Origin of the sequence: Vibrio sp. TRT 1302 (assembly GCF_050113875.1) — a bacterium.
GTDB lineage: Bacteria > Pseudomonadota > Gammaproteobacteria > Enterobacterales > Vibrionaceae > Vibrio.
In genome coordinates this window covers 25,126-43,471 of record NZ_JBNJOF010000018.1, presented here as the reverse complement: position 1 = coordinate 43,471, position 18,346 = coordinate 25,126, and the positions used below count along the sequence as shown (strand labels likewise).

The 18,346-nt window shown below is 44.8% G+C and carries 14 protein-coding genes; 7 read left to right on the top strand and 7 right to left on the bottom strand.

What is annotated here, in order from left to right:
* Positions 1-48: 48 nt before the first annotated feature.
* Positions 49-1,800, bottom strand: a complete 1,752-nt coding sequence (locus ACQEXP_RS16965; protein WP_426971023.1) for a putative bifunctional diguanylate cyclase/phosphodiesterase — start codon at positions 1,798-1,800, stop codon at positions 49-51.
* 224 nt (positions 1,801-2,024) lie between these two features.
* Positions 2,025-4,661, bottom strand: coding sequence for a DNA topoisomerase (ATP-hydrolyzing) subunit A (gene gyrA / locus ACQEXP_RS16960; protein ID WP_269376373.1), 2,637 nt, complete (start codon positions 4,659-4,661; stop codon positions 2,025-2,027).
* Positions 4,662-4,946: 285 nt separating this feature from the next.
* Between gyrA and ubiG the strand changes: the two genes are divergently transcribed.
* The 4 genes from ubiG to yfaE all read left to right on the top strand — a co-directional run bounded on the left by ubiG (position 4,947) and on the right by yfaE (position 9,900).
* Positions 4,947-5,654: a bifunctional 2-polyprenyl-6-hydroxyphenol methylase/3-demethylubiquinol 3-O-methyltransferase UbiG gene (gene ubiG / locus ACQEXP_RS16955; RefSeq protein ID WP_426971022.1), complete on the top strand. Its 708-nt coding sequence runs from the start codon at positions 4,947-4,949 to the stop codon at positions 5,652-5,654.
* Between the two features lie 468 nt (positions 5,655-6,122).
* The gene (gene nrdA / locus ACQEXP_RS16950) at positions 6,123-8,405 is read left to right on the top strand and encodes a class 1a ribonucleoside-diphosphate reductase subunit alpha (RefSeq protein WP_269376371.1); all 2,283 of its coding nucleotides are present in this window, start codon (positions 6,123-6,125) and stop codon (positions 8,403-8,405) included.
* Between the two features lie 83 nt (positions 8,406-8,488).
* On the top strand, positions 8,489-9,622 hold the full coding sequence (gene nrdB, locus ACQEXP_RS16945; protein ID WP_426971021.1) for a class Ia ribonucleoside-diphosphate reductase subunit beta: 1,134 nt from the start codon (positions 8,489-8,491) through the stop codon (positions 9,620-9,622).
* A complete protein-coding gene (gene yfaE / locus ACQEXP_RS16940) occupies positions 9,622-9,900 on the top strand; it encodes a class I ribonucleotide reductase maintenance protein YfaE (RefSeq protein ID WP_138971983.1) in 279 nt (92 codons plus the stop codon). The genes nrdB and yfaE overlap by 1 nt, the downstream gene beginning before the upstream one ends.
* 54 nt (positions 9,901-9,954) lie before the next feature.
* On the opposite strand, the gene pip is transcribed toward yfaE, so the two are convergent.
* The 5 genes from pip to ACQEXP_RS16915 are packed head-to-tail and all read right to left on the bottom strand — an operon-like array spanning position 9,955 to position 14,650.
* Complete coding sequence (pip, locus tag ACQEXP_RS16935; RefSeq protein ID WP_426971020.1) at positions 9,955-10,953, bottom strand: prolyl aminopeptidase; 999 nt, start codon at positions 10,951-10,953, stop codon at positions 9,955-9,957.
* Position 10,954: 1 nt separating this feature from the next.
* A complete protein-coding gene (locus ACQEXP_RS16930) occupies positions 10,955-11,746 on the bottom strand; it encodes an ABC transporter permease (RefSeq protein WP_269376368.1) in 792 nt (263 codons plus the stop codon).
* On the bottom strand, positions 11,743-12,471 hold the full coding sequence (locus tag ACQEXP_RS16925; protein WP_426971019.1) for an ABC transporter ATP-binding protein: 729 nt from the start codon (positions 12,469-12,471) through the stop codon (positions 11,743-11,745). Before ACQEXP_RS16925 ends, ACQEXP_RS16930 begins: the two co-directional genes overlap by 4 nt.
* The gene (locus ACQEXP_RS16920; protein ID WP_426971018.1) at positions 12,468-13,451 is read right to left on the bottom strand and encodes a PQQ-dependent catabolism-associated beta-propeller protein; all 984 of its coding nucleotides are present in this window, start codon (positions 13,449-13,451) and stop codon (positions 12,468-12,470) included. Before ACQEXP_RS16920 ends, ACQEXP_RS16925 begins: the two co-directional genes overlap by 4 nt.
* Positions 13,448-14,650 carry an ABC transporter substrate-binding protein gene (locus tag ACQEXP_RS16915; RefSeq protein ID WP_426971017.1) on the bottom strand — a complete coding sequence of 401 codons (1,203 nt, stop codon included), beginning with the start codon at positions 14,648-14,650 and terminating at the stop codon, positions 13,448-13,450. The genes ACQEXP_RS16920 and ACQEXP_RS16915 overlap by 4 nt, the downstream gene beginning before the upstream one ends.
* Before the next feature lie 279 nt (positions 14,651-14,929).
* On the opposite strand from ACQEXP_RS16915, the gene pedF reads away from it, so the two are divergent.
* From pedF to ACQEXP_RS16900, 3 genes are all read left to right on the top strand, one after another.
* A complete protein-coding gene (gene pedF / locus ACQEXP_RS16910; protein WP_269376488.1) occupies positions 14,930-15,358 on the top strand; it encodes a cytochrome c-550 PedF in 429 nt (142 codons plus the stop codon).
* The gene (locus ACQEXP_RS16905) at positions 15,345-16,214 is read left to right on the top strand and encodes a substrate-binding periplasmic protein (RefSeq protein WP_426971016.1); all 870 of its coding nucleotides are present in this window, start codon (positions 15,345-15,347) and stop codon (positions 16,212-16,214) included. Before pedF ends, ACQEXP_RS16905 begins: the two co-directional genes overlap by 14 nt.
* 230 nt (positions 16,215-16,444) lie before the next feature.
* On the top strand, positions 16,445-18,211 hold the full coding sequence (locus ACQEXP_RS16900; protein WP_426971054.1) for a PQQ-dependent methanol/ethanol family dehydrogenase: 1,767 nt from the start codon (positions 16,445-16,447) through the stop codon (positions 18,209-18,211).
* Positions 18,212-18,346 lie beyond the last annotated feature (135 nt).

Genomic DNA, 18,346 nt, shown 5'->3' with positions numbered 1-18,346 from the left:
GTCACCACAGCGCTCTATACCTCACTTTTGACATCAATTCGTCAACGATTATGTGAGTAATTGATTAAACTCTGCCGCAGAAATGGGCTTGGAAAAAAGGTAACCCTGATACTGATGACACTTTTCCCGACGCAGTAATTCGAGTTGCTCGTCGACTTCTACCCCTTCGGCAATCACCGTTTTGTTTAGGTTATGCCCCATTTGGATTATGGTTCGAACAATCATATGGTCGGTGACGTCCTCTACGCAGTCATCAATAAACGACTTATCGATCTTGACCACATCGATAGGGAGATGTTTTAGATAGTTCAATGAAGAATACGCCACGCCAAAATCATCAATGGCTATCGTGACCCCTAAGTCTTGCAGTTGTTTACAAGTCTGAGCAACTTGAGAATGCCTATCCATCATTGCGGTTTCGGTGATTTCAATCTGCAAACAATTGGCCGGCAACTTGTGTTTCGCTAGCTGCTCGGTGATGTAAGGAAAGATATCGTCATGAGCAAACTGAACGCTGGAAACATTGATAGAAATAGGGATCAGAGAGCCTTTATTTAGCCAAGCCTTTGCCTGAATAATAGCTTGTTCGAAAACCCATCGGCCGATTGGGATGATTTGCGCGGTTCGCTCCGCAACACCAATAAAATCATTAGGGGCCACAAGACCTAAATCTGGATGCTGCCAGCGGATCAAAGCTTCCGCACCAACGATCTTCTTGCTTTCTAAATCGACTTTTGGCTGATAGACAAGGAACAATTGCTGGTTATCAATCGCACCTTTGAGTTCTATTTCAATCTGATGTGCACGAATCGTCTCATTCATCAATTCATCATCGTACCATTGGACACGAATCGATTCGTTCTGCTTGCCTCGAGCAACAGCCGCATCGACGTTTTTCCCCCATACTTTAATGTTATTTTGCGCATCACTTAGTAGAGCACATCCTCCTCTGTATCTCAGTCTGTGCGAAGTGTTGTGGATTTTACACACTGTGTCATGATGCGCCTCAAGTCGATCGATAAGTTTATTCACTTCATCAAGGTCGCCGTTTTCGCAGGCAACCAAGATAATCAGTTCATCACCGCCTAAACGAAATAGTTTTCCGTTTCGACCTACAAGTCTTTTAATGTGACAAGCGAATTGATACAGCAGTTCATCACCATAACCGTAGCCCAAATCATCATTCACTTTCTTTAAGTTGTTCAAGCCGACCTGAATCGCTGCATAGTCCATCTTATCACTGGCATTAAGGTCACTCACCGCTTGGAAAAAGGACTTACGATTAGGCAGATTGGTCAGATAGTCAGTCAAACTTGCCCGCTTATACAAGCGTGATTGCTTTTTCGCTTTTTGCTGATAGAAGGTCATCACTGTGGCAAATATCGTAATAAAGAGTACTTCAATCGCATCTTCGACGAACTCATCAAACTCTTCAGCAGGAAGATCTATAAGGTAACTGACTATCAGTCCGAGTCCCACCGCGATTGGCCACAGTGAACCTGGAAACAAGATGATGTAGCAAAGAGGTAACACAAGTAAGCTTTCTTCAATGGCATCCATCTCTAAAGGTTCGATAATCGAACCTCCGAAGATCAAGAATAAAGAGACCAAACTCGCGATAATTTTAATTCGCCTACGAGATGAAAAGTAAGCGACCAACATAGCAATAGGAAACGCAGTGTAAAGCAGACTGATAGACTTATGTTCAGAGATAAGCGTATAGGTTATTAGGGCAACAGAAATAAAGAAAAAGGCTGTTACACCATATTCCACTATTCGATTGAAATGCTTCAACTGCACTCAGCCCTCCTCACTAAAAACGCCTGCAAATAAGTCTATAAATGACCAAGAAGCATACAGTATGCACAACCATTAAACAGAACACAATACCATTAAATGGTTATACTACTAATCTAAAGCATAGTCGAAAGTGATCCTATGACCTCTATCACCTTAAATAAAAAGACAAAAAAAATGCCAGACTTTCGTCTGGCATTTCTCATTTATTAGATTATTACTTTAGCTTAGGCTTCAGTATCATCACTTTTTTGGTCAGCTTCTGGTGCCTCTGGAGCTTCTGGTGATACCGCTTGTTCACCTTCAACACCCTCTTCACCTTCAGGAAGTTCAGCTTCTTCAACTTCGTCGATTCGCTGTAGACCAACAACGCTTTCATCTGCTGAAGTACGGATGAGCGTGACACCTTGAGTGTTACGACCCACTTGGCTTACTTCCGCTACGCGTGTACGAACCAAGGTTCCAGCGTCGGTGATCATCATCATCTCGTCGCCTTCTTCTACCTGAACCGCACCAACCACAGGGCCGTTACGTTCAGAAACCTTGATTGAAACTACACCTTGTGTTGCGCGTCCTTTGATTGGGTACTCTGCAAGTTCAGTACGCTTACCAAAACCGTTTTGAGTCACAGTCAGGATGTCACCCTCGTTAGAAGGAACAATTAGCGATACGACTTGATCGTCATCGGCCAGTTTCATACCACGAACACCTGCCGCCGTACGTCCCATTGCACGTACTTTATCTTCACTAAAGCGAACAACTTTACCCGCTTTAGAGAACAGCATGATGTCACTTTGACCGTCTGTAATGTCAACACCGATCAAAGAGTCATCTTCACGTAGGTTAACCGCAATCAGACCGTTTGAACGAACGTTTGCAAACTGATCCAGTGAAGTTTTCTTAACCGTACCGTCTCCAGTCGCCATAAAGATAAACTTATCGGCACTGAACTCAGAAACTGGCAGAATCGCTGTAATACGCTCGCCTTCTTCCAGTGGAAGAATGTTGACGATTGGTTTACCACGTGCAGTACGACTTGCTAGCGGTAGTTGGTACACTTTCAGACGGTATGTCTTACCGCGAGTAGAGAAACATAGGATGTTGTCGTGGGTATTCGCCACTAGAAGACGTTCAATGTAGTCTTCTTCTTTCATCTTAGTCGCGCTCTTACCTTTACCACCACGACGCTGAGCTTCGTAATCGCTTAGGATTTGGTATTTAACGTAACCTTCGTGAGAAAGTGTTACTACTACGTCTTCACGAGCAATCAGCTCTTCCATGTCAATGTCATGGCTTGCAGCAGTGATTTCTGTACGACGAACATCACCAAACGCATCACGAACAGATTCAAGTTCTTCACGGATCACTTCCATCAAGCGTTCTGTACTTGCAAGGATGTGCATCAGTTCAGCAATCTCTTCTAGAAGTTGCTTGTATTCATCAAGAATTTTCTCGTGCTCAAGACCTGTTAGCTTGTGTAGACGTAGATCTAGAATTGCTTGTGCTTGAGTTTCTGTCAGGAAGTACAGACCATCACGGATACCGTATTGAGCTTCGAGCCAATCTGGACGAGCTGCGTCAGTACCAGCGCGCTCTAGCATCGCCGCCACATTACCCAAATCCCAACCGCGAGCAACCAAGCCTGCTTTAGCTTCAGCTGGTGTTGGTGCGTTACGGATAAGGTCGATGATTTCATCGATGTTCGCTAACGCTAGTGCCAAACCTTCTAGGATATGTGCACGATCGCGCGCTTTACGTAATTCGTAGATAGTACGACGAGTCACAACTTCACGGCGGTGATCAACGAAGCACTTCAACATGTCTTTCAAGTTGAATAGCTGAGGTTGACCATTGTTCAGTGCAACCATGTTGATGCCGAACGTTGTCTGCAACTGAGTTTGAGCGTAAAGGTTGTTTAGAACCACTTCGCCTACTGCATCGCGCTTACATTCGATAACAATGCGCATACCGTCTTTATCAGACTCGTCGCGCAGTGCACTAATGCCTTCTACTTTCTTATCTTTTACAAGCTCAGCAATCTTTTCAATCAAGCGAGCTTTGTTTACCTGATAAGGGATCTCGGTAACAATGATGGTCTCTTTACCATTCTTTTCTGTCTCGATTTCCGCTTTAGAACGCATGTAGATTTTGCCACGGCCAGTCTTGTAGGCATCAACGATACCTTTGCGACCGCTGATGAGCGCTGCTGTTGGGAAGTCTGGACCTGGAATGTAATCCATCAGCTCATCAATAGTGATTTGTTCATTATTGATGTACGCAAGACAGCCATCAATCACTTCACCAAGGTTATGTGGTGGGATGTTGGTTGCCATACCTACCGCGATACCAGAAGCACCGTTTACCAGCAGGTTAGGAATTTTTGTAGGTAGAACAGCTGGAATTTGTTCAGTACCGTCATAGTTCGGTACATAGTCCACTGTCTCTTTATCTAGGTCTGCGAGAAGTTCGTGGGCGATTTTCGCCATGCGAACTTCGGTGTAACGCATTGCCGCCGCTGAGTCACCATCGATCGAACCGAAGTTACCTTGACCGTCGACTAGCATGTAACGGAGCGAAAACGGCTGTGCCATACGTACGATAGTATCGTACACAGCGCTATCACCATGTGGGTGATATTTACCGATTACGTCGCCAACAACACGGGCAGATTTTTTGTATGGTTTATTCCAATCGTTACCAAGTACATTCATCGCGAACAAAACGCGGCGGTGTACAGGCTTTAGGCCATCACGCACATCTGGAAGAGCACGACCAACGATAACTGACATCGCATAGTCTAGGTATGAACCTCGAAGCTCATCTTCAATGTTTACGGGCGTGATCTCTTTCGCTAGATCGCTCATAGAGCCATTATCCCTCTATTTATAGATCGTATGTACAATACGCTTAAGGTGCAAAAATATAACATACAATTCAGTGGTTCGGCATTACTTTCCCTCTCCTTTTATCAGGTTGTGAGGTTGGTTGTGAATCAAACGCCGAGAAATTGCACACTGATCTTATATCTTGCTGATTAGTGGCTACATTTTGTTCAATAATCGATAAAAGTGCCCCCTCCTTGTGGAGAGTTATCATTTAAAGGGTATAATGCCCCCATTCAAGGAAGCTGGTTAATTAATAGAGTTGTTATGACCCAATCACAAAACGTCGATCCAAATGAAATTAAGAAGTTTGAGGATATGGCCTCACGCTGGTGGGATTTAGAGGGCGAATTTAAGCCTCTACACCAAATCAACCCATTACGTTTAGACTATGTTCTTGACAAGGCTGATGGCTTATTTGGAAAAACCGTACTCGATGTGGGTTGTGGCGGCGGTATTCTTGCTGAAAGCATGGCAAAGCAAGGTGCCGTGGTGACGGGTCTAGATATGGGTAAAGAGCCCCTTGAAGTTGCTCGTCTTCATGCTCTTGAAACAGGAACTAAACTCACTTACATCCAGAGCACTATCGAAGATCACGCTGTCGACAATGCCGGTAAGTACGATGTTGTGACCTGTATGGAGATGCTAGAACATGTTCCTGACCCTCAGTCAGTCATTCGCTCATGTGCAGCACTTGTAAAGCCGGGTGGTCACGTATTCTTCTCTACGCTCAACCGTAACGTTAAGTCGTATCTGTTTGCGATTGTGGGTGCAGAGAAGCTGCTTAAAATCGTTCCTGAAGGAACTCATGACCACGAGAAGTTTATCCGTCCCGCAGAGCTGATTAAGATGGTCGATCACACCGATTTGACCGAAATGGCGATAACAGGTCTGCACTACAACCCTCTTACCGACACCTACAAATTAGGTCGAAATGTTGACGTGAACTACATCGTCCACACTCAAAAGTTTTAACAAATTTCACCTGATTAAAGACAAGGTTATTTTTAAGGCGGTAGCACAAGCTCACCGCCTTTTTTAGTTCTTTTTTAACCTATTTTTGTCGATCTGATTCCAATTTAATCAACTCAATAATCGCACTCAAAATTGAGTAAAGATCAAGGGATTTTTTTTTGTTTATGGTTACTTCTAAACCGATCCTCAAAGTGCAGTTTTACACAATCTTTGCTGCTCTAACTTCATCGGTTAGTAGACACTTACTGTTTTTTTCATTTTTGTTAGTTATCCACAAGTCATCCAAGATCTGCAACTTGAAATACAGTGGGGATAGCACTATCTTGTAATCCGCACCTCGGTGCACCCCTATATGTTGTGTTTGTACTACAATATATAGATAGACTTTGATCACAAAGCCGGAACGAATTTTACAAGAATTACACAAAAATCCGGCTTTAATCAGTTTTGTTAGGGAAATGAAGCAGAATGAACCAACAACTTACCGTTACAAAGCGTAACGGACGCAAAGAAAGTATTGATCTTGAAAAGATCCATCGCGTTATTACCTGGGCTGCAGAAGGTCTAGATAACGTCTCTGTATCTCAAGTAGAACTGCGCGCTCACATTCAGTTCTATGACGGTATTACAACCTCTGATATTCATGAAACTATCATCAAATCAGCGGCTGACTTAATCTCAGAAGAGACGCCTGACTACCAATACCTTGCTGCTCGACTCGCTGTATTCCACCTGCGTAAAAAAGCGTACGGTCAGTATGAGCCACCAACGTTATATGATCATGTATCTCATCTTGTTGAAATGGGCAAATACGACAAGCACATTCTGGTAGACTACACCAAAGCAGAGCTGGATGAGCTAGATGATTACCTAGACCACAAACGTGACCTAGACTTTTCATACGCTGCTGTTAAACAGCTAGAAGGTAAGTACTTTGTACAGAACCGCGTATCAGGTCAGATCTACGAAAGTGCTCAGTTCCTATACATTCTTGTTGCGGCTTGTTTGTTTGCTAAGTATCCAAAAGAGACTCGTCTTGATTACATCAAGCGTTTCTACGATGCGACTTCAACATTCAAAATTTCTCTACCTACACCAATTATGTCTGGTGTACGTACTCCTACTCGTCAGTTCAGTTCATGTGTACTGATCGAGTGTGGTGATAGCTTAGATTCTATCAATGCAACGGCGAGCTCTATCGTTCGTTACGTATCACAACGTGCTGGTATCGGTATCAACGCAGGTCGCATCCGCGCTCTAGGTTCAGAGATCCGTGGCGGCGAAGCATTCCACACTGGTTGTATCCCGTTCTACAAGTATTTCCAAACTGCGGTGAAATGTTGTTCTCAGGGCGGCGTTCGTGGCGGTGCAGCAACCGTATTTTACCCACTATGGCACGGTGAATCTCAAGCACTTATGGTGCTGAAAAACAACCGTGGTGTAGAAGAAAACCGTGTTCGTCATATGGACTACGGCGTTCAGTTGAACCGTTTGATGTATCAACGTTTGGTTGAGGGTGGCAACATCACGCTATTCTCGCCTTCTGACGTTCCTGGACTTTACGACGCATTCTTCCAGAACCAAGATGAGTTTGAGCGCCTATACGTTCAATATGAAAATGATCCATCAATCAAGAAAGAGACCGTTAAAGCAATTGAGATGTTCTCTATCTTGATGCAAGAACGTGCCTCTACAGGTCGTATCTACATTCAGAACGTTGACCACTGTAATACTCACAGCCCATTTGATGCTGAAGTTGCACCAGTTCGTCAGTCTAACTTGTGTCTTGAGATTGCACTGCCAACCAAACCGTTAACGAACGTTGAAGATGATTCAGGCGAAATCGCACTGTGTACTCTGTCTGCATTTAACTTGGGTTCTATTAAGTCGCTAGATGATTTTGAAGAGCTGTCAGATCTTGTTGTTCGCGCTCTTGACGCACTGCTTGATTACCAAGACTACCCTCTTCCAGCGGCGTACAAATCTACTATGAACCGTCGTACTCTAGGTGTGGGCGTTATCAACTACGCATACTACCTTGCTAAGAACGGCGTGAAATACTCTGATGGCAGCGCAAACGGCCTAACTCACCGTACATTTGAAGCAATTCAATACTACTTGTTGAAAGCATCAGTAGCACTAGCAAAAGAGCAAGGTAAGTGTCCTCTATTTGAAGAGACAAACTACGCGAAAGGTCTACTACCTATCGACACTTACAAGAAAGACGTTGATAAGATCTGTGATGAGCCTCTGCACTATGACTGGGATGGCCTACGCCAAGAGATCATGACACATGGTCTGCGTAACTCTACCTTAACTGCGTTGATGCCTTCTGAGACCTCTTCTCAGATTTCTAACGCGACTAACGGTATTGAGCCGCCACGTGGCTACGTATCAGTGAAAGCATCTAAAGATGGTATCTTGAAGCAAGTTGTTCCTGAGTTCACTGAATACAAAAACAACTACGAGCTACTGTGGAACATTGGTTCGAACGAAGGTTACTTGCACCTAGTTGGTATCATGCAGAAGTTTGTCGACCAAGCTATCTCTGCAAACACCAACTACGACCCAACGCGTTTCGAAAGCGGTAAAGTACCGATGAAGAAACTGCTGCAAGATCTTCTTACTGCGTACAAGTTCGGTGTTAAGACGCTTTACTACCATAACACACGTGATGGTGCGAGCGACGACCAGAAAGACGCTGTACAACCACAAGATGACGATTGCGCAGGCGGCGGTTGTAAGATTTAATCCCTGGCCCACTTTCAGTGGCTAAGGCATAACAAATTATTCGCCCCTCTTGTAACGAGGGGCATAAAAGGAATTGAGGCATCATGGCTTACAGTACTTTTAACCGAAATAAAAATGACCAGCTAAGAGAACCAATGTTCTTAGGTCAGTCAGTAAACGTAGCGCGCTACGACCAACAGAAATTTGAGATTTTCGAAAAGCTGATCGAAAAGCAGCTTTCATTTTTCTGGCGTCCAGAAGAAGTTGACGTATCTAGCGACCGTATCGATTACAACAAGCTACCAGAGCATGAAAAACACATTTTCATCTCTAACCTAAAATACCAAACCTTGCTTGATTCTATCCAAGGTCGTAGCCCGAACGTTGCACTACTTCCACTGGTGTCACTACCAGAAGTAGAAACTTGGATTGAGACTTGGTCTTTCTCTGAAACGATTCACTCTCGTTCATACACGCATATCATCCGTAATATCGTGAACGATCCTGGTTTGGTATTTGACGATATCGTTGAGAACGAGCATATCCTAAAACGTGCTGAAGACATTTCTCACTACTACGATGATCTGATTAAAATGACCAATGACTACCACCGCTATGGCGAAGGTACTCATCAAATTAACGGTGAAGAGATCACAATTAAACTGCATGACCTGAAGAAGAAACTATATGTGTGTCTAATGTCGGTTAACGCATTAGAAGCCATTCGTTTCTACGTAAGTTTTGCTTGTTCATTCGCATTTGCTGAACGTGAGCTTATGGAAGGTAACGCTAAAATCATCAAGCTAATTGCTCGTGATGAAGCGCTTCACCTAACCGGCACTCAGCATATGATCAATCTACTGCGCAACGGTCAGGATGACTTCTCATTCATGCAAATCGCTGAAGAGTGTAAGCAAGAGTGTTTCGACCTGTTCAAAGCAGCAGCAGAGCAAGAGAAAGAGTGGGCGGAATACCTATTCAAAGATGGCTCGATGATCGGTCTGAACAAAGACATTCTTTGCCAATACGTTGAATACATCACCAACATCCGTATGCAGGCTGTCGGTCTTGATGCAGCTTACCCTGAAGCGACATCTAACCCGATTCCTTGGATCAATGCATGGTTATCTTCAGACAACGTGCAGGTTGCACCGCAAGAAGCAGAAATCTCATCTTACCTTGTCGGTCAGATCGACAGTGATGTTCGTGCGGACGACTTTAAGGACTTTGAACTGTAATGCCCAATATCAAAATTAACGGCCTCACCGCTATCCAGTCTCACCCATCAAATACCATTTTGGAAACGATGGAAAACGCTGGGTTAGAGCCAGAATATAACTGTCGAGACGGTCATTGTGGCGCTTGCCGCTGCACCCTCGTTTCTGGTGAAGTGGAGTACGTTGGTTTTGCAATGGCTTACACGCAAGAGAAAGAGATTTTGCCGTGCATTTGTAAAGCGAAGTCTGACATCGAGATTGAGGGTGTCAACTACGTACTAAAAGAGAAGCGCGCATAACAACTTGCACTGTTCTAACCACAAACGGCCGATATCATTATGATGTCGGCCGTTTTATTTTATCCGTTCTCCCCCACTCCACTGACAGGTCAACTGGTCCATCAAAGTGATCAATGCGTCCTGCATCAGAGGTTCACTAGCGACATGGCCCGATAAAGGAATAATATCCAACTCAAATGTACGATTGTGCTGAAATAAGGCCCACCCTTGCTCTAACGGACAAACCATATCGTACCGTCCGTGGAGGATATGGCATGGCACATCGGCTAAAGAGAGAGGTTGTGAAAGAATTGGTTGGTCGATAAAACAGTCATGGACACAGTAATGCAGTTGGATCAACTTTGAATCGTCCAGAGCTATCCGTTCAGGGTCTAACGTGCTTTGACTCGATAATGGTGACAAGGACACTAATTGGCGCTCCCAGTTTTCGAGCGCCATCTTTAATTTGAGTTTTATTACTGGATTGCCACTAGTGAGATAACGATAGATGCTCTCTAAAGGCGCGCTTTGCTCTTCCTTGCTCAGTAACTGCATTAACTGACGCCACTGTAAAGGAAAAAACCTCGCAGCTCCCGAATGACCATAAAACCAATCAATATCCTGTTTACGCCCAAGAAAAACACCCCGCAACACTAAACCCGCGACTCTATTGGCATGCTGCCGAGCATAGAGCAGAGCGAGCGTCGCTCCCCAAGATCCACCAAACAAAATCCATTTATTGACCTTGAGTTGCAGCCTGATCTGTTCCATATCGGCGACTAGATGTGCGCTAGTATTGTCTTTGATGCAACCATAAGGTGTTGAACGACCACAACCACGTTGGTCAAACAGAATGATGCGGTACTTACGCGGATCAAACAGTCGTCGATGCGATGGCCGACAACCAGATCCTGGACCACCATGAAGAAACACAACGGGTATTCCATTTGGGTTACCACACTGTTCAATATAGATTTGATGACGTTGCTCTCCAGTTGCGGCATCCATCTCCACAAGCTGACGATGATAGGGTTCAATCGGCGGGTATAGCGCCCTTTTACCTTCTACAAGCATACTAACCTCGACGACTGACCTGTTTAGGTTCAAAGCTATAAATTGCGACAACAGACACAACAAGGGTCGCTGTCATCACTACAGCAAAGGCTTCGGTATTCAGTTGCTGATAGAGCGCAAAGCGAAGTAATTCAACGCAATAACTAAATGGATTAAAGCTACAAAGCCAAAACAACCACAAACTTGCCTCTTTCATTTTCCACAGCGGATAGAGAGCACTGGATAGAAAGAACATCGGAAAGATGACAAAGTTCATCACCCCTGCGAAGTTTTCCAACTGCTTGATCATGTTCGATAACAAAAGACCAAGCGCGCCAAGAAAAAATGAAATTAAAAATATCGCCGGAATCGCTGTTAAGTAACCAACTAAGGGGGTATCAACCCCAACCATCTGTACAATCAGCAGAAAAATACATACCTGGAGTAATGAAAGTACGGCTGTTGCAACTAATTTAGACAACAGCAATAAAGGTCTAGGCAAGGAACTCATCAAAAGCAGTTTCATACTGCCCATTTCACGGTCGTACACCATCGAAAGCGAACTTTGCATGCCGTTGAACAACACGATCATGCAACATAAGCCAGGTGCAATATATTGCTGGTAGGTAATGTAGGTACCATAAGGCTCCATAATAGATACCCCCAGAGCGGCACGAAAACCAGCCGCAAACACTAGCAGCCAAAGCAGAGGTCTAATTAACGCGCTGAGCAAACGGCTTCTTTGCTGCAAAAAGCGCAGAAACTCTCGTTTAATCACGCCAGTGAAGCCGTAATGGTATTGTCGATAACTCACATGATCTCCGCACTGTCTGTCAGTATGTGATAAAGCTGGTAAACATGCTCCACACCGTGGTGGCGACATAGTTGCTCGCAGATACCCTGAGCTTTTACTTCGCCTCGATTCAGCACAATCAAGTTATCCATATCACTGACTTCATCCATCAAATGTGTCGTCCAGACAACACAGATTCCTCTGGCATGAGCCAGTTTTCGAATATGAGAAATAATCAATTGTCGGCTTTCATTATCCAATCCCACTGTTGGCTCATCGAGGAGAAGATATTTAGGTTGATGCATTAAAGCTCTAGCGATTTCTAGACGCCTTCTATGTCCTCCATTCAATGTTCGAACACGGTCATTTAAACGTTGTGATAGCTTTAGGTCAGCGAGAATGTCGCCAATATTTTCTAATGCTTGACTGGCCGATAGCCCATGCAATGAGGCGTGATAAATCAGATTTTGTTTAACCGTCAAATCCAGGTCTAAGGTACTTTGTTGAAAGACGACCCCCAGCAGAGCGCGAACAGCGCGGGGATGTTCAATCAGGTCAAGTCCGCCATAAGCAATCTGACCTTTCTGACTAATATAGAGACCCGTCAGTAACGAGAACAAGGTACTCTTACCGGCTCCATTCGGGCCTAACAGCAGGTTAAAGCCCGAGAGAAGTGATAAGTTCACGTGTTTTAGTACTGGCTGACGACCGTAGTCGTAGTTCAAATCGGAGACGGTCAACGTCATAGCACATCCTTGATCGCAACACCCCAAGGATAGCGGCCAACTTTCACCGACTTCACAACCTTGTGCTTATTGGTATCGATAACCGATACATCACCGCTGACTCCATTTGTGGTCAGAAGTAAACTCTGGTCTTTGTTGAAGCCCAGTTGCCACACACGACGACCAACGAGTAGGTATTCTTCAATACTCAGATCATCACGATTAATGACCGCTACATGATTGGCTGGTCCTAAAGCGACATAGGCATACTTACCGTCATCGCTGAGCTCAACTCCGACAGGTTGCACCCTGTCTTTATGAATACCATCGATCTCAAAGGTGAAGGTCTTGATGATTTTACGAGTCGCAACATCAATCACCACTAACTCACCACCGATTTCAGAACTGACCCATAAGCGTTTGCTGTCTTTTGAGAACATGGCCGATCTCGGTCTTTCTGCGACTAAGGTGTTGTCAAAGTTTTGGTTGGTTTCTGCATCTATCCAGTGAACCATATTGGTCGTTTCAGACGTCACAATGACTATTTTTCCATCAGGGCTCACTGCGAGACCTTCCGGTTCGACTCCCACATCAATTTGCGTCTTGACTGAGCGAGTTTCAATATCAATCACAGTCAACAACGCATCATCTTCGTTGGCGGTATAGATGGTTTTACCATCAGGATGCAGTGCGATGGTTTCTGGGTCTTCACCCGATGGAAGCTCACCGATAATCTGTTCGGTTTTCAGATCGAGGATTTGAATCGTATCTGAATCACTGGCACAGATGTAAGCGAGCGTTTGATCATGATTGAAAATGATACCTCGTGGTCGTTGCCCGACCGGAATTTGCTTGATGACCTTTAGGGAGGTCATATCAATTACGGAAATATCATCATCTTTTTCGTTCGTTACATAAGCCTGCTCCGAAGCATGAGATAACATAGGAATCAGCCCTATCAACGCGCCAAACAGACAGGTAACAATCAAACGAGGTTTCATAAAAGCTCCTTTTTCGAAACGCAGTGTGTTTCCTCGACATCAAATCCGAGAGTATCGAGTTCAGTTCTTGGGTGTAGCACCCCAGTTTGTGGAGAAAGTGAGACTAGACCATGGGGTTGAACCAGTGCTATAGGCATTCTTAGTTGACCATTCCATGACCGATAGCTGAGCTTTCTTCCCTTGTAGGCAGCTAACTCAAATTGTTCCGATTTGATGAAGCCGGCAATTTGACGAGTATCAGCCGTTTGTTGTTTGTGTACCGCCTGACCAATGCTTCGCACCGCTAGGTAAGCACTAAAATCCAGTTCGTTCATCGGTCGATGTGCCTGCTGATAAAAACGTTTCTGCAATTGTGCCGCGCCCCATTGCTCGATGACGAAATGCCATGAAAGCGCCTCTAGCCCCGCTGAGCCAACAACAGGCCTTGGCAGATACGTGTTAAATGGGAGATACTCTGCAAAATCTTTGCGCTTATCAGCGACATAAACCACGTCATATTCTTTTAACGTCTGTGTAAACAGTGGCACTTCCTGCTGAGCGCTACGACGCAAGTCTGAATCAAATGTCCATTGTTTTTCTTCCAGCAGTTCAAGCCCAAAGCGTTTTGCCGAACGTTTAAATGACTCACTGAGCTCAATATCTTCCTCTTGAGCGCCACTCACCAGTAACACCTGATTTAGCCGTTTACTTAATAGCCACTGGGCTATCGCATCTGATCGCATCGCGTTACTTGGAGTGGTGTGAAGAACTGAAGAGAGACACTGCTGGCTACGAAACAGATCAGACGAATCGTTAACGTTAAACAGCAGCACCGATTTATCAGACGCCCAAAGGTCAGCTTTAATCAGTGCCTGACTTGAAACATCCACAACAAACAAGCGCTCCCCTTGTTGATACAAGGATTGTAACTTGGCAAGCATTTCATCAAGCGTCTCAGCCTCGGAATACGTCACCTGAAAGCTTTGTTTGAGAAATTTTCCCGTACTATTTGCGTCAGCAACTCCGACCTGAGCCCCCTGATAACCACTATCGGGAGCTTGCTCTATCACATTAGATAATGCAGGTGGACGTTTAATATTTTGTTTTAAATAAACGATATTAATACTAATTGGCTCAATAGTTTTTGCGGAAGAAATAGTAGAAATAAAAAACAATAAAAGTGCACAGACAATCAAAGATATTTTATTTACATTTCCCATCCTAACTTCCTATTTTTATTTATCCGACCTAACCAATGCTGATTAGCTTATATCAAACTTATTGATGTTTAAAATCTCCCTAAAACGACGAGAAATAAAGATTAATTACAAATTAATCAAACACATAGAAACAATTCCCTCACAAATGCCCACCGAACAACCTACTAAAGGATGAGAAAGAACCGAACCAAAGTGTAATTAGAATCAACCTTGTTGCTCACTAATATTGAAGCCAGAAAATCAAATAGAAATGAGTGCAAGGAGATCACCGTGAAGCTATTGAAACCAAGTCTAATCATCGGCCCAATATTATTGGCGAGTTCATTTAATTTACACGCACATGGCGCAGTAACACCTCAATCAATCGATACCTCGGAACTGCCACAGTTGGGGGAAGAGTGGATCGCTGAAAACCCTTATCGAAATCAAACGGGTGAAACACTAAAAAGCATCATTAACCTCGGCGCATCTGCTTACAACCAGAACTGTGCCCGGTGTCATGGACTAGAAGGGATTTCAGGGGGTATCGCTCCCGACCTTAGGTTTCTGACACCAGATTTTGACGGTGATGAATGGTTCGGATATCGAGTCCAAAACGGTGCGGTTCGTAACGGCGCAGTCTACATGCCAAAAATGACGGAACACCTTTCTCAAGAGGCACTTTGGTCTATTAAAACTTGGTTAGAGTCTATCAGTGAAGATATTTAAACAACTATGCTTGGCGGCGTGTTTACTCGCAAGCACCGCCGCCTGCTTCGCTCGTTCTTACGATGACATCATTGCAAGTCATTTTATCTCGATTGCTGTTTATCGAGACTACGCGCCGTTCTCATACCTAGACGGTGATACTCCACGAGGCATTGATGTAGAAATTGCCCAACAAATCGCGAAACAGTTGAATGTTGAGCTGAGATTAAAGTGGATGACGGCCGATGAGAATGTCGAAGACGATTTAAGGAACAATCTTTGGAAAGGTCACTACCTAGAACGCACCGTTGCAGACCTTATGTTGCGTGTTCCCTACGACAAATCTTACGCACTAAGTCGTGATGACATTGGAGAGTTGGTCCACGAACAAGTCCATATGTTTGCCCCCTATCATATCGAGTCATGGCAAATCATTTACGACAGCGAAAAAATTGAATCTGTTGCGACAATGGCAGTCTTTCAATACCACACAATTGGTGTCGAAGTGGACTCAATACCACAGTTCTATCTCTCCTCCGCTCTCGGTGGCAGGATGCGTGACAGTGCCCATCATTTCCCTTCAACGCCTGAGGCAGTCGGCGCAATGAAAATGGGTCAGGTTGACGCTGCAATGGGATTGCGTAGCCAAATTTCATACCTACAAGGTGAGCTTAATGACCCCAAATACCAACTCGCCACTAACGCGTTCCCAATGCTCGGACAACAACAATGGGAGATCGGTATGGCTGTAAAAAGCCAATATCGACAACTTGGATACGCAGTGGGCGACATTGTTCAAGCCATGGTAGAGCAAGGTCAAATGCAGGCGATATTTGAACAATACCATGCGCTTTACCAACCGCCGACCTCCTACTGATCCCCCTAAACGCCTACGACTAAGTGATGAATTGGAACCCTACCGCAGGCGAATAGGCACAGGAGTTACGAACACATACTCTGGCAATACACCGGCTCTCTTTCGAAGAGAGTAACCAAGAACACCGAAAGCACAGCGGCAAATACAACATTCAACCTAGGACTCGCCGAATCCAGACATAGCGGTCGAATACCTAAACCTGTTAACTCACAATCCATCGAGGGACAATGATGATGAAAGCGAACAAGAGCATGAAGCTGTTTAGCATTAGTTGCTTAGCATTAGCACTTAGCCAAGCGGTCAATGCTAATGTGACAGATAAAGACATTACCAACGACCAAATGACGACGGAAGATGTCGTTTCCTACGGGCTCGGACTGAAAGGCCAACGATACAGTCCTCTTGCCAAGATCAATGGCGACACAGTCGATGAAATGCGTCCAGCTTGGGCATTTTCTCTGGGTGGAGAGAAACAACGTGGTCAAGAGTCTCAACCCCTAATCAAAGACGGCGTAATGTACATTACGGGTTCATACTCCCGTATGTATGCGATCGATGCACGTACCGGCGAAGAGCTATGGCAGTATGATGCGCGTCTACCAGATGGCATTATGCCGTGTTGTGACGTCATCAACCGCGGCGCCGCTCTGTATGGCGATCTGGTCATCTTTGGCACCCTAGATGCAAAGTTAGTCGCTCTGAACAAGGACACGGGTAAAACCGTATGGAAAAAAACTGTAGCGGACTACAAAGAAGGCTACTCAATCACCGCTGCGCCAATTGTAGTCAAAGGTAAAGTCATCACGGGTATCTCAGGCGGTGAATTTGGTGTCGTTGGCAGAGTCACCGCGTTTGACGCGACCAATGGTGCAATCGTATGGGAACGTCCGACCGTTGAAGGTCATATGGGTTACATCTGGAAAGATGGTCAAAAAATCGAAAACGGTATATCCGGCGGCAAACCAGGTCAAACTTGGCCAGGTGACTTATGGAAATCTGGCGGAGCTGCCCCTTGGCTAGGTGGTACCTACGATCCAGAAGTTGACCTACTTTTCTTTGGTACGGGTAACCCTGCACCTTGGAACTCTCATTTACGACCTGGCGACAACTACTTCTCTTCTTCTCGTTTAGCCATTGATCCAGACACAGGCAAGATTGCTTGGCACTTCCAAACGACACCTAACGACGGATGGGACTACGATGGCGTAAATGAACTTATTTCATTTAACTATCAAGAAAATGGTAAGACAGTAAAGGCGGCAGCAACGGCTGACCGAAATGGTTTCTTTTACGTACTTAACCGAGAAAACGGTGACTTCATCCGCGGCTTCCCGTTTGCCGATAAAATCACATGGGCATCAGGCCTCGACGAGAATGGTCGTCCAATCTTTGTCAAAGAAAACCGCCCGGGCAACCCTATTGATTCTCAAGATGGAAAGAAAGGTCAAACGGTTGTTGCAGCACCGTCTTTCTTAGGAGGTAAAAACTGGATGCCAATGGCTTACAGTAAAGACACTGAATTGTTTTACGTTCCTTCTAACGAATGGGAAATGGATGTATGGAACGAACCGGTAAGCTATAAAAAAGGTGCGGCGTACATAGGTGCTGGCTTTACCATTAAAGCCATCCATGACGATTACATCGGTGTGTTACGAGCGATCGATCCTAAAACCGGTAAAGAAGTATGGCGTCATAAAAACTATGCGCCGCTATGGGGTGGCGTACTCACAACGGCAGGCAACCTTGTATTCATGGGCAACCCAGAAGGCTACCTAATGGCGCTCGACGCAAAAACTGGTGACGTAAAATACAAGTTTAATACTGGTTCTGGCATCGTAGGTTCTCCAATCACTTGGGAAATGGACGGCGAGCAGTATGTCTCTGTTCTTTCTGGTTGGGGTGGCGCCGTGCCTTTATGGGGGGGTGACGTAGCAAAACGCGTCAAACACTTCAACCAAGGTGGTACCGTTTGGACATTTAAACTACCAAAAAGCTAAACTCCGTTTATCTCATGACTAGGGCTGCATTCGCAGCCCTTTTTTTGACTACTTTTTAGTCAGAAAAACACAATTAAACGCATTTTCCCTCCTAAAGTATGAGTTTTTTTGGTGCCAAGGGAGCATGTTGCGTTT